The sequence below is a fragment of the Pseudoalteromonas caenipelagi genome (assembly GCF_013140855.1).
Classification (GTDB): domain Bacteria; phylum Pseudomonadota; class Gammaproteobacteria; order Enterobacterales; family Alteromonadaceae; genus Pseudoalteromonas; species Pseudoalteromonas caenipelagi.
In genome coordinates this window covers 464,184-476,966 of sequence record NZ_JABBPG010000001.1, presented here as the reverse complement: position 1 = coordinate 476,966, position 12,783 = coordinate 464,184, and the positions used below count along the sequence as shown (strand labels likewise).

The following is a 12,783-nucleotide window of genomic DNA, read 5'->3' as shown; positions in this document are numbered from 1 at the left end:
AAGAAAAATAAATTTCCCAATCGGATATTGATTATTGTATACAATATACCTAAGATGGTAAATACAAAAACCAATGAGGAAAAATAAAATGATCGATTGGCAAGGGGTTTACCCAGCAGTAACAACCCAATTTAATGATGATGGCAGCATTAATTTCGAAACAACAAAAAGCATGGTTGATGCGCTTATCAACGAAGGTGTTCACGGTATCATTGTACTAGGTACTGTGGGCGAGAACTGCTCGTTAAGATTTGAAGAAAAACGTGAAGTGCTCAAAGCAGTTAAAGACGTTGTTGCAGGTCGCGTACCTTTATTAACCGGTGTTGCTGAGACCACTACGCAGTTTGCGGTAGAGTTTTGCCAAGATGCAGAAAAAATTGGTATCGACGGATTAATGGTGTTGCCAGGTATGGTGTACCGCTCAACTGAGCGAGAAGCTATTTACCATTATCAACAGGTCGCTCGTTGCATGTCGTTGCCGGTGATGATTTATAACAACCCAATTACGTATGGCGTTGATGTATCTATTGAAGGTATGAAGGTACTGGCGAATGAGGAAAATATTGTGGCGATCAAAGAAGCCACAACAGATACACGTCGTATTACTGAGCTGCAAACAGCATTTGCTGATCGCTTCATCATTTTTGGTGGCGTAGATGACATCGCTTTAGAAAGCCTAATGCTTGGCGCAACAGGTTGGATCTCTGGGCTGACAAATGTGTTCCCGAAAGAGTCTGTGGCGATTTATGAATTGGCTCGCCAAGGGCGCTATGAAGAAGCCAAAGAGATCTGGCGTTGGTTCTTACCTTTGCTTCGTTTAGACACTATTCCCACATTGGTGCAATGTATTAAATATGCAGAGCAGTTAGCCGGTCGGGGCTCAGAAGTGACGCGCGCACCACGTTTAAGCTTGCCAGAAGAGCAAAAAGCGATGATTAATCGTTTATATGATGACGCAATGAGCAACCGTATCGATTTAAGCAAATTTAATTTGGATTAAGCTTATGCGCAAAGGGACATTTTCATGTATTGATGGTCACACTTGTGGCAACCCTGTGCGCTTAATCACCAGTGGTCACCCCAATTTACGGGGTGACAGCATGAGTGAAAAGCGACAGCATTTTATGGCCGAATATGACTGGATCCGCCAAGCGCTCATGTTTGAGCCAAGAGGCCATGACATGATGTCAGGTTCGTTCATTTATCCCCCAACCACCCCTGATGGCGATGCGAGTATTTTGTTTGTTGAAACATCTGGGTGTCTGCCAATGTGTGGCCATGGCACCATCGGCACGGTTACTTTCGCGCTCGAACATGGTCTGATCCAACCTAAGCAGCAAGAACAGCTAAAGCTAGACACGCCAGCTGGACGGGTAGATGTCAATTATCGAATGGTAAATGGCAAAGTAGAGTGGGTTAAGTTATTTAATGTACCTGCATTTTTAGCATACCAGAATATCGAAATAGAGGTCCCTGAGCTTGGCCTCCTTAGCGTGGACATCTCCTATGGCGGTAATTTTTATATTATTGTTGAACCTCAAGAGTGCTTTCCTGGTATCGATAAATGGAATGCCAGTGAAATTCTAAAATTTAGCCCGATAGTCAGGCAAATTGTAAACCAACAACTTACATGCATTCATCCATTAGACGCAACGGTGAAAGGTGCTTCTCACGTTTTGTGGACAGGACAGCCAAAACAACAAAACTCTAGCGCAGCTAACGCGGTTTTTTACGGTGATAAAGCAATAGATCGCTCGCCCTGTGGCACTGGCACAAGTGCCCGTATGGCGCAGCTGTTTGCAAAAGGGCAATTACAGGTTGGACAAGAGTTTGTACATGAGAGTTACATTGGTAGCCAATTCGTAGGTTGCATTGAAGGGGTGACAGAAGTGGCTACAAAGGCGGCGATATTACCCAGTATTCGAGGTTGGTCTAAGGTCACAGGTACCAGCAATATAACAGTAGATGACGACGACCCATATGCATTTGGTTTTCAGGTCATTTAACAATCAAACAACAGGAGTGAATTATGCAGATCAGCGGAGCAAGTTACATTGCAGGGCAGTGGTGTATTGCCGAAGGTGCTGATAAGTTTTTTGGCTTTTCGCCTAAACTGAATCAACCCCTAACTACGCCTATTTTCGAAGCAACCGAACAGATGTTGCAACAAGCTGTGAGTGCAGCTGAGCAAGCATTTGTCGTATATCGCCAAACAAGCCCTGCTGAGCGTGCAACATTTTTATATGCAATTGCTGATGAGATTGAAGCACTGGGCGAGCAACTACTTGAAGTAACACACCAAGAAACCAACTTGCCATTAGTTAGATTACAAGGTGAGCGTGGTCGTACTATGAATCAGTTAAGGGCTTTTGCACAGAGTTTAGAGCAGTGCAAAAATGGGTTACTTGACCTTGATATTAAAGATCAAGCCGATCCGAATCGTACACCTTTAGCGAAACCATATACGCATTTAAGCTACTTACCAGTGGGCGTAGTAGCTGTGTTTGGCGCATCAAATTTCCCGTACGCATTTTCAACTTTGGGAGGCGATACTGCGGCGGCTTTGGCTGCTGGCTGTCCTGTGGTAATGAAAAGTCATACAGCGCACCCAGTGACTAGCGAGTTAATGACACATGCAATAGATAAGGCTATTGCCAAGACGGGTATGCCCAAAGGTGTGTTTTCTATGATCCAAGCAAAAGGATATGGGATAGCGCATCAACTTGTTGCAGCACAGCCTATAAAAGCTGTGGGATTCACCGGTAGCTTTGGTGTTGCACAAAAACTCATGGAAACCATCGCCACTAGGAAAGAAGCTATTCCATTTTATGGTGAATTAGGTAGCACGAATCCTCAGGTTGTTTTTGCGCAAAAAGCGGCTGAGCAAGGCAAGCAATTAGCTCAATCTTTATGTCAGTCAGTGCTTATGGGTAATGGTCAGTTTTGTACAAGTCCTGGTTTATGGTTGGTGCCAAGTGACGCGGAAGAATTGATAGAAGAAGCCATTGAGCAGCTATCACAAAGTAAGTCAGATACATTACTCTCGCCTAACATTGTCAGAAGCTTCAAGCGCAGTGTTGAGCTGCTCAAAAATGCACAGGGGGTGAGTTTGCTAGCCCAAGGTGTACTTGAACAGACATTCCACGCGAATGCACATTTATTCTGCACTGACGCTAACACTTATATGGAAAACAAACAGTTACACGAAGAGGTTTTTGGCCCTTCAGTGATGATGGTGAAATATGACAATGCGCAGCAATTAAAGCAACTGGTTGACTCATTAGAAGGGCAGCTTAGTGCATCAATACATGGTTCAAATAATGATTTTGTAACTAACGCACAACTGATTGAAGCTCTGCAGTACAAAGTTGGTCGAATAATTGAAAACCAAATGCCAACGGGTGTTGAAGTATGCGCATCTATGAATCATGGGGGACCATTCCCATCAAGTACTGATGTAAGAAGTACTTCAGTGGGGTTAAATGCGATGCTGCGATTTTTAAGACCAATTTGTCGTCAACGGGCTGAATAATTGTTGATAAATGTTAAGCAAAAAAAGACCCAGAGCAAAGGGAAGCTCTGGGCTTAGGGGATGGCTCTGAGGAGCCAATGCGTTACTTAAAAACACCTTCTATACATTAGGGAGAAGTAGAAAGTAATTTAAGTGTAGTTAACTATTCACAAAACTTACAAACATATGCAATATATTTAAAATTCAATTAAAACAATGGGTTATATCTTATATGCTTATTTAATCTAAAAATAGGTGAAAGATATCTCCAAGTTATACCCAAGTTATTAACTGGGAGTCACTTACTAAATCTCGAGGCAAGCTATTCTTTATTTTGTTTTTTTGCCACTTACCTAAACCCACAGGTGCACCACACAAAGTTAAAACAACTTCTCCCAAATTTGTTGTGGGCTTTGCAAGACGAATATCTTTACCCTGAAAATAATCCTGTGCTTGTTGTTGGTTCATAGCATAAATATTTGCTGTGGCTAACTTACCCAAAGCTGTGGCAAATTCGTGTTCTAAACGTACTCCATTTTTATGGGTTGTACCGAGCTGAATACCGAGCCGAGCATATTTAATTTTGTTTTCTATTTGTGCCATCCCCTCTGGAAAGAGCCAAAGCTCTTTATCTCGTGTCATGAGTTGGCCTTTTATTGCCTTTATACCAAACTGCTTTTTGATATAGGCATTGAAGTCACTTTGTAACTTATTTGCAGTAGGGGTGAATGGAAATGCGCCTTTTTTAACTTGTTGTTCGCAATTTGTCACCGAGCTAAGCTTTTTGAATCGAGCGATGAAAAATCCTTCACTGTCATAAATTTGTGGCCAAACATGTAGAAAACCTTGTTCGGTAGTGGCATGTTCAGCATTAGGGAAAAGGCTATTTAACGGTTCGATTTCAACATGTCCTGCAAATTGGTCTAACAAATATTGACACACCTCTTGATTTTCAAGCGGTGTCAGTGTGCATGTTGAGTAAACCAGTGTGCCTCCTGGTTTTAAGGCATAAAAAGCGCTTATTATCAGCTGCTTTTGAACATCGGCTATTTCGATATTGGACTCAATAGACCAATTTTTTAACGCATCGGCATCTTTACGCACTGTGCCTTCGCCTGAGCAAGGCGCATCTAGTAATATACTATCAAAGCACTCAAACATATAGTTGCCAAAGATATTGCCGTTAAAGTGTGACAGAGCGCAGTTCGATACCCCCATGCGCTTGATATTTGCGGCGAGTACTTTTACACGAGATGACGAGAATTCATTGGCTACTAACACACCACAACCGTTCATCATGGCGGCCAGTTGCGTTGTTTTAGAGCCTGGTGCTGCGGCCATATCGAGCACATATTCACACTCACTTATTACGTTGCTGAGCGCTTGTGGGGGGAGCATAGAGCTGGCTTCTTGCACATAAATACAGCCACTCAAGTGAAGCTCGGTATTACCGATAGGTAGGTTTTGCTCTTCGTCATCTGGACGAGTAAGCCAAAACCCGGTGTTACACCAAGGAACAGGAGCTATTTTCCAGTCATTTTCATTACAATAGTGTTCAAAGTCAGCGACCGACATTTTTAAGGTATTAACTCTGACAGAACGACGCAGGGGTCGCTGGCAAGCCTTAATAAAATCATCTATTGATAGGTGCTTGGGAATATAGGTTTTTACATCATCTATAAATGATTCTGGAATATATGTCGAAGGGTTCAAAACGGGTGCCTAGCTGATGAATAAGAAGCAAAGCAAAATTTTATCATTTTTTAACGCTGGTCTAAAAGTCCTTTTAAAAACCAGCTGTTAATCGAAACTAAAGCAACGGGTTGTTAGACTAGCTTTGCACCCGCTAGGCTTGCATACAAATAGCCAAACCAAGCAACAAAAAAGCAAATGGTGGCTAAAGCAAATGCGATGGTTCTCAACAGCAAGTTGCGACACACGATATGCTCAAAGCAATGCCAATAACGCGCAAAAACAAAAAAGGTACTTGTTACATACCAAAAATGGCCTTCAATACCTTGCTGATTGAGTAAACACAGTAGCACTATAAATAATGCAGATTGCTGGAACTGATTATCGTAACTATTGCCAGCAAGAGTGGCAACGCGTGGAAAGTTAGCTTTTTGAATAAACTGGATATCTTTGGCTGAGACTAGCTTAGCTTTAATAGCAGATATCCGTAGCCACATGGTCAAAAGCCATAAGAAACACATTTGTGCAATTAAAAATAGAATTGGATAGTGTACCCACATAATTCAACACCTCATCTTGGTTAACTAAAACCACTTTACCGCAAAGGAATTAAAAGCTAATGTGTCATAAATGGCATATTAAAAGGTGAAACTGACAAATGTATCAAGTGGCGATTATTTGCCCTGATAATGCGCTTGCAACTGGTATTACAGGGGTGATTGATATTTTAAACGTTGCCAATACTATTAATAAAAAGAAGATATTTAGTTGGTACCTAGTGGGTGTACATGACAAGCAAGTCATAACGAGCCAAGGGTTGGTTTTGCCGTGTGATAAAAAGCTCGCAGAACTTGATAAAGTTGATGTTATGTTATGGATTGGTAGCCAGTTTAGAGGTCATCAAAAACTATGGCGAGATTGTCAAACCTATGTACCACTGGCACAACATATAAAGCAATTGGCGCAACACAGTGAGCATGTAATCGCTACCTGTACTTCTGTAAGCTATTTGGCGGTAAGTGGTTTTTTGGATAGCTATCAGGTAACAAGTAGCTGGTGGCTGAAATCTTTTTATCAGCGTTACTTTCCACAGCTTAAAGTCAGCCAAGAAAAAATCTACTTGCAAGATGGTAAAGTGTTAACCTCTGGTGCTGCACAAAGTTATTTCTCGATGATGGTCTATTTTATCGCTCAAACTTGTGGCTCTGAGCTGGCCGAAGAGTTGTCGTCTTGGTTAGCAATTCCAAAACTTTCAGTGTCTCAAAGTTCATATATGCATGTTGGTGCATTTGAGTTGCATCAAGACGAAAGGCTGCTGTCATTGCAAAACTACATAAAAGCGCATTTATCACAGGCGTTAACTTTGAACTCGCTTGCCAAGCAATTGAGCGTAAGCGAACGTACACTAATCCGTCGTTTTCAAAAACAAGTGGGGCTTTCTCCGTCGCACTATGTCAGGCTTGCTCGTTTAGAAAAAGCAAAGCAGTTATTGCGCACAACCCGCATGAATATCAACGAAGTAGCGTGGCAAGTTGGCTACCAAGATTTAGGTTCGTTCAATCGAGTGTTTAAAGATCAATATGGTCAAACATTAGCTGATTATCGCCAACAGTTCAGTTAATAACTTCAATGATATAAACACTGTGCTATAGTGGTCGTGATATTTCACGAGGGTGAGTTATGGCGAATATGGTTAACCATTTTTTAGGTGATGCTGAGCTGTTGCTAAACGCAGTAGGCGAAGGCGTTTATGGCTTTGATTTGTCGGGTAATGCTGTTTTTATTAATCCCGCAGCTGAGCGTATGACAGGGTGGCGTGCAGATGAATTGTTAGGCAAAAAAATACACCAATATCATCATCATAGTCATGCTGATGGCACACCATATCCAGCTGATGAGTGTCAGATTTACTGCACCATGTTTGATGGTAAGCGGCGTCATGTAAAAAATGAGGTATTTTGGCGCAAAGATGGCAGCAGTTTTGCGGTTGAATACACCTCTACACCTGTTTATAGACAAGGTAAGTTAATTGGTGCGGTTGCTGTATTTAGAGACATATCAAAACAGCAAGAAACTGAACAGGCATTAAGAACAGCGTTAGAACAAGTAAAATCTCTCAGCGAGCAATTAAAAGATGAGAATGCTTATTTGTTGTCTGAACTTAATGAAGATTGGCAAGATTCAGGTCTGGTTGGAAGTAGCCATATTTTTAAAACCATGTTGTCGCAAATTGAATTGGTAAGTCAAACGAACAGTACGGTTTTGATCCTTGGAGAAAATGGCACTGGTAAAGAGTTGGTTGCAAGAAACCTGCATCGACTCGGCGACAGAAATAAGCAACCATTTGTGAAGGTTAACTGCGCTGCGTTTACTGCAAGCTTGTTAGAGTCTGAGCTATTCGGTCATGAAAAAGGCGCCTTCACAGGAGCTAATGAAAGACGTAAAGGGCGCTTTGAGCTTGCTAATAAAGGCACTTTGTTTTTAGATGAAATTGGTGAATTGCCAATAGAGGCACAAAGCAAGTTACTGCGCGTTTTGCAAGAGCATGAATTTGAACGCGTGGGTGGTAGCCAAACGTTATCAGTCGATATTCGTATTATCGCTGCAACGAATAGAGATCTTTGGAAAATGGTCGAGCAAGGCAGTTTTCGCATGGACCTCTATTATCGTCTCAATGTATTCCCGATTACAGCACCAGCGCTTCGAGAGCGTAAAGAAGATATTCCGGTTCTAAGCGCCAACATAATTAAACAGCTTAATAAGCGCCTTGGCAAACAACTCGAAGGGGTATCCAGCGCAGCCATAGAACAGTTGAAACGCTATGATTGGCCAGGCAATATCAGAGAATTACAAAATGTATTGGAACGCGAAGCAATACTCAGTACTTCACGGGTATTACAGTTAACGCAGCCGTTATCTGAAGCAGATAAAGTGATACAGCACCCTTTTGAAAATGATCTCACTCTTGATGCTGCCCAATGTAAGCATATTCTATCGGTATTAGAAGCGTGCAATTGGCAAGTTGCGGGTGTAAAAGGGGCGGCCAGTAAGCTTGGATTGAATGAAAGTACATTGCGATCCAAAATGAAAAAGTTGGGAATTAATAGAAGAACTCGTGATATATAACGTTATCTCGTGATATATCACGAATACATCATCTTGCAAGTTATTTAAATCTTTAAAAATCAATACGTTGACTTATGCTTCAGTTTGGTCTGAAAGTTGCAAAACTACTTGTATCCTATTAGAGCAAGCGCAAGTAGAAGAAATATGAAGTTTGATTTTAAAGAAGAAGATTTAATTATTAAGCCCTATAACCAGCCGGGGCCAATTTATATCCGAGAACAAACAGGGTACTTTCAACGTATCAGACGCGCCTTGAGTTGGCTGTTAATGCTGACATTTATTGGCTTACCTTGGATAAGCTATCAGGGTAAGCAGGCAATTCTATTCGATGTGGCACATCAGCAATTTAGAATATTTGGCACGACATTTTTACCGCAAGATTTTATGGTTTTAGCGGGGCTGTTTATGGCTGGTGCATTTGCCTTATTTTTTGTAACTAATTGGCTTGGCCGAGTCTGGTGCGGCTTTATGTGTCCACAAACCGTTTGGATGCTGATGTTTACCTGGGTTGAGCATCGAATTGAGGGGACTAGAAATCAGCGCATAAAAATGGATAAGGCGTCATGGAGTACGCAAAAAGTGCGCAAAAAAATCGTCAAGCACAGCCTCTGGCTGGTTATTTCGCTACTCACTGCAACGTCTTTTATGGCTTACTTTATCCCAGCTTACACTTTGTATAGTGAAATGTTCACATTGCAATGGTCGGGGTTAGTCAGTTTTTGGGTGTTTTTATTTGCTTTATGTACCTATGGCAATGCAGGCTTTTTAAGAGAAAAAATGTGTACTGTAGCCTGTCCTTACTCGCGTTTTCAATCTGTCATGTTTGATAAAGATACCTTATTAGTGAGTTATGATGCGCAACGCGGAGAGCAACGCGGACGCAGGAAACGCAAAGACAATCTTAAGGAGTTGGGATTAGGTGACTGTGTTGACTGTAACTTATGTGTTGAGGTGTGTCCGGCTGGCATCGATATAAGAAACGGTTTGCAATATGAATGTATAAACTGTGGATTATGCATAGACGCATGCGATGAAACCATGAATAAGTTTGGCTATCAAACGGGTTTGATAAAGTATCAAAGTGAGCGTCAACAAGACAACGAAAAAACCAACCCTTTTAGGCTTAAATTGATAGGTTATGCTTCTTTGGCAATCATGGTCATAGTGGTTATGGCAATATGGTTAATGCAACGTATGCCTCTTGAGGTTTCGGTAATCAGAGATAGAAATGCACTGTATCGCGTGAATTACGAAGGTATTGTTGAAAACCCTTATACCTTGAGTGTGATAAACAAAACTCAACAAGATTTACACTACCGAGTGAGCCTAAAAGGGCTTGAGGGAGCAACGCTTGCATCGCCAAATGTAATAAAGGTGACAGCTGGTGAAATGCTATTAGTGCCAATCACCGTGAGCATTGATGGTACTTTACTTAGGAGCAAAGCCCAGGATGTTACATTTGTCGTTAGTGCGATGGAAGATGCCAGCATAATGTTAGAGAAATCGAGTTACTTTTATCGCAACTAAGGTGGACCTTTTATAGCTGTGAGTTGATGGCTGGGCATTGAGTAATTCAGAGTAAGCCGTCAACTCTTGCTGTTTATGAGTTCAACCAAACGCTTCCAGTGCCTTGTCTTTTGCAACCTGTATAATTGGCTACGCTGTATATCTCAAGTGTTAGAGTTTTCGTATTTATAAGCTATAGACCACCATAAGCTATGTTAACCTTCAGGTGTGTCGTTACTTTGTTGTATCAACTTACTTGTTAATGTTGGTTGCAGTTCTGTAGGCAGCCAATAGAGCATCGCATCGCTAAACGCTCGCGTGGCTTTTATGGTTTTTAATGCTGAATTTAGTTCGTTGATAAGTGCAGGGGTTTGTGCTTGTTTAGTGCAACCTACGTAACCTTGGGCGAAGCTCTCAGTTTCTTTAATGGTAAGTTGTGATAGTTGATAGTCGTCATCCAACAATTGTTGCATATGATAATGCTCGCTAGGGTAACCTAAGGTAATATCGACACGCTTTTTCAACAGCATTTTGGTTAGGCTCATTAATGGATCTTTACCTGGACGAGACACTAACTGTTCTGGTGGAATCGTATCGATAATACCATCAAGTATACCGCCAAAAGAGCGGCTGGCTGAGATGCCTAAAGTAAGTTGATAGCGATGAATAAGCTCTCGAATAGAGACTTGTTGTCCTAATTCTAAATTGAGCCTCTGCAGTGTACTGCGTCTAATCGCAAGCGATGGTGACAACCCTATGGTAGAGCTTTCAACTGTGTAGTCTATATGCTGAGCTCTTTGCGGTGTTTTATAAATAGATATCATACAGTATAAGTTCTTTGGACTAGATAACTCATGAATCGCGCGGCTCGCGGGTAAAGTGACAAATTTAAAGTCATATGAGGGCAAGGCTTTATCTAAAAGCTGAATGACGCGCTCATCTCTGCCGAAGCCTTTTTTCGCGCCATCTAATATGTAGTAGGGCGCAAAGTCGACATATATCCATGTAATGCTTTTTGCTAGCGTGCTAAGTGGTAGTAGCAATAATATGAATATGCAAGTTCGCAGCATTCGCTTACCTAACGGTTTACCGAATTTTAAGTGTAGCAAACTGACAAAAAGTGGAGTTTATCAGAATGTAAATAAATTCATCTCAGTTATTTACATCTACCTGTTCACTGCTAAATTTAAATAGCCAGCCTTTGCCGAAATAATCAGCGTTACAACCCTCAAAGTGAAAGGATATGCACAAACGATAAGGGGAGCTTATGATATACACAAAAGTTGTTTTAACTTATAATGCAAGGTTGGCGTTACATATCAAAGCAATACCAATTTACAAAAAGGATAAACGCTATGGTAACGCTAATTATTAGTGATATATATGGACACACTGCCAATTTAGACGCTTTTGCTAATGAGCTAAGTGGTGAGGTTGTTATTTGTTCTCCTTATGTGAGCAAACAGCCTGTGAGACAAAAGGACGAATCGATCATTTATGAACAGTTCGTCAATACCATTGGCCATGATGGCTATATGGCAAAGGTTGAAAGATCTATTGCAAACCTCAGACCTGACTTAATCATTGGTTTTAGTGCCGGCGCGGTGGCCGCTTGGCGAGCTTTGGCGCAATTGAAAGGTAAGCTGCCTCACAAGCTGATAGGATTTTACCCCGGTCAGATCAGAAATTATTTACATATTCATCCAAAATGCCCTGTTGATCTATATTTTCCCCATCAAGAATCACATTTTGAACTGACGCCCGTTATTCAAACACTTAAGAAAATTTCTTGGGTTTCTTGCACACGTACTAGGTATAGTCATGGATTCATGAATGCGCTATCAAATCATTTCAACAAATACGCATACCTTCACTATACTCATTTGTGTGAGCAACAAGTGATAACACTTCAGCAGTCGCTTGAACAGGAGCAGATAGAAGTGGATTAATAATAGATATTTAAGGATATAGATTATGAGTGAAGCGCAATACGGCACCTATCAACATTTTTTCGGCAATCCAATTGCAAAGCCCCCTTGTAGAATGATCAACGCAATGATGTATGGCTTCTTCGTAAAAGGCACTCATGTGTCAATTCAAAACTATGTTGACCAAACACTCAATAGTATTACAAATAGTGAATTTAGCTTTAAAGCATTATCGTCGTATTGCTTACTTACCTTCACAGATATTGAAAATATCGCATCAAAAGTGGAACCTTTTAGAAGTTATGGTTGGATGCAAGAAACAGACATCATTTTTTGGTTGCCAATAGCACAAGTAGACAGCATGACCAATAAAATGACACATTTGTATTGGTATCCGGCTTTTATTACAGTCAACAATATTAATGCCTTGATAAATGGTCGTGAAACATGGGGTTATAACAAGTATCAATGTCGTTATGAGATGCCGAGCTCTTATAAGCAAGCCGACCATTTTTCTTTGAGCTTGGAAACATTCAATCCATTTAGCACTGATACAAAAATGGCTTGGCATGAGCTGCTAACAATTAGCAGAGAAGCGGATGACGATAGTTGGTTTGAAGAATTATTTGAGATTGGGCATGAGGTGGCTGAGCTTCTGCATTCAAGCAGTGATGATATTCACATTAGTGCTGATTTATTAAAACAATTCCTGTCGGGTTTTACACACCCTCAAATGGACCAAATTTTGTTTAAGCAGTTTCCTGATGGGTTTGCTGAAAATGCAGTGTATAAAGCGGTGGTCCATTCGCCTTCCGAAATAAAGCAAATCCATAAAATGGGATTCTTGAAAGATGAGTTCAAAGTCAGGATAAATCGACTAGACGCGTTTCCATTAAACGACATGTTTGGTATCGATATTGGCGAGCAAACGGCAACGTTACCGTATTATGTTTGTATGAACTTTGATCAAGACGGTGCTTACGAAATTGTAAGTGGTGCTTAAGCAATAAAAGCAAGGAA

The 12,783-nt window shown here is 41.1% G+C and carries 11 protein-coding genes; 8 read left to right on the top strand and 3 right to left on the bottom strand.

What is annotated here, in order from left to right; genetic code table 11:
- Positions 1 to 88 precede the first annotated feature (88 nt).
- The 3 genes from HG263_RS02025 to HG263_RS02015 are packed head-to-tail and all read left to right on the top strand — an operon-like array spanning position 89 to position 3,532.
- Entirely contained in the window at positions 89 to 1,000 is a 912-nt protein-coding gene (locus tag HG263_RS02025) for a dihydrodipicolinate synthase family protein (protein WP_246239852.1), read from the top strand.
- Between the two features lie 4 nt (positions 1,001 to 1,004).
- The gene (locus tag HG263_RS02020; protein ID WP_171624414.1) at positions 1,005 to 2,006 is read left to right on the top strand and encodes a 4-hydroxyproline epimerase; all 1,002 of its coding nucleotides are present in this window, start codon (positions 1,005 to 1,007) and stop codon (positions 2,004 to 2,006) included.
- A 23-nt stretch (positions 2,007 to 2,029) separates the two neighbouring features.
- Positions 2,030 to 3,532, top strand: coding sequence for an aldehyde dehydrogenase (NADP(+)) (locus HG263_RS02015; RefSeq protein WP_171624413.1), 1,503 nt, complete (start codon positions 2,030 to 2,032; stop codon positions 3,530 to 3,532).
- Positions 3,533 to 3,784: 252 nt separating this feature from the next.
- Here the strand turns inward: HG263_RS02015 and rsmF are convergent, their stop codons facing one another.
- Together rsmF and HG263_RS02005 are read right to left on the bottom strand one after the other, a co-directional pair.
- Positions 3,785 to 5,224, bottom strand: coding sequence for a 16S rRNA (cytosine(1407)-C(5))-methyltransferase RsmF (gene rsmF, locus HG263_RS02010; protein WP_171624412.1), 1,440 nt, complete (start codon positions 5,222 to 5,224; stop codon positions 3,785 to 3,787).
- Positions 5,225 to 5,337: 113 nt separating this feature from the next.
- The gene (locus tag HG263_RS02005; RefSeq protein ID WP_171624411.1) at positions 5,338 to 5,763 is read right to left on the bottom strand and encodes an MAPEG family protein; all 426 of its coding nucleotides are present in this window, start codon (positions 5,761 to 5,763) and stop codon (positions 5,338 to 5,340) included.
- A gap of 98 nt (positions 5,764 to 5,861) precedes the next feature.
- Between HG263_RS02005 and HG263_RS02000 the strand changes: the two genes are divergently transcribed.
- The 3 genes from HG263_RS02000 (at position 5,862) to ccoG (ending at position 9,856) form a co-directional block, all read left to right on the top strand.
- Positions 5,862 to 6,824, top strand: coding sequence for a GlxA family transcriptional regulator (locus HG263_RS02000; RefSeq protein WP_171624410.1), 963 nt, complete (start codon positions 5,862 to 5,864; stop codon positions 6,822 to 6,824).
- A 68-nt stretch (positions 6,825 to 6,892) separates the two neighbouring features.
- Positions 6,893 to 8,329 carry a sigma-54 interaction domain-containing protein gene (locus HG263_RS01995; protein WP_171624897.1) on the top strand — a complete coding sequence of 479 codons (1,437 nt, stop codon included), beginning with the start codon at positions 6,893 to 6,895 and terminating at the stop codon, positions 8,327 to 8,329.
- A 144-nt stretch (positions 8,330 to 8,473) separates the two neighbouring features.
- Positions 8,474 to 9,856 (top strand): cytochrome c oxidase accessory protein CcoG, encoded by a 1,383-nt coding sequence (gene ccoG / locus HG263_RS01990; protein ID WP_171624409.1) that lies wholly within the window; start codon positions 8,474 to 8,476, stop codon positions 9,854 to 9,856.
- 194 nt (positions 9,857 to 10,050) lie between these two features.
- Here ccoG and HG263_RS01985 read toward each other — a convergent pair whose 3' ends face one another.
- Positions 10,051 to 10,905, bottom strand: a complete 855-nt coding sequence (locus tag HG263_RS01985; protein WP_171624408.1) for a transporter substrate-binding domain-containing protein — start codon at positions 10,903 to 10,905, stop codon at positions 10,051 to 10,053.
- A gap of 285 nt (positions 10,906 to 11,190) precedes the next feature.
- Between HG263_RS01985 and HG263_RS01980 the strand changes: the two genes are divergently transcribed.
- Together HG263_RS01980 and HG263_RS01975 are read left to right on the top strand one after the other, a co-directional pair.
- Complete coding sequence (locus HG263_RS01980; protein ID WP_171624407.1) at positions 11,191 to 11,784, top strand: dienelactone hydrolase family protein; 594 nt, start codon at positions 11,191 to 11,193, stop codon at positions 11,782 to 11,784.
- Positions 11,785 to 11,809: 25 nt separating this feature from the next.
- Positions 11,810 to 12,766: an acetoacetate decarboxylase gene (locus HG263_RS01975; RefSeq protein ID WP_171624406.1), complete on the top strand. Its 957-nt coding sequence runs from the start codon at positions 11,810 to 11,812 to the stop codon at positions 12,764 to 12,766.
- The last annotated feature ends 17 nt before the right edge of the window (positions 12,767 to 12,783 follow it).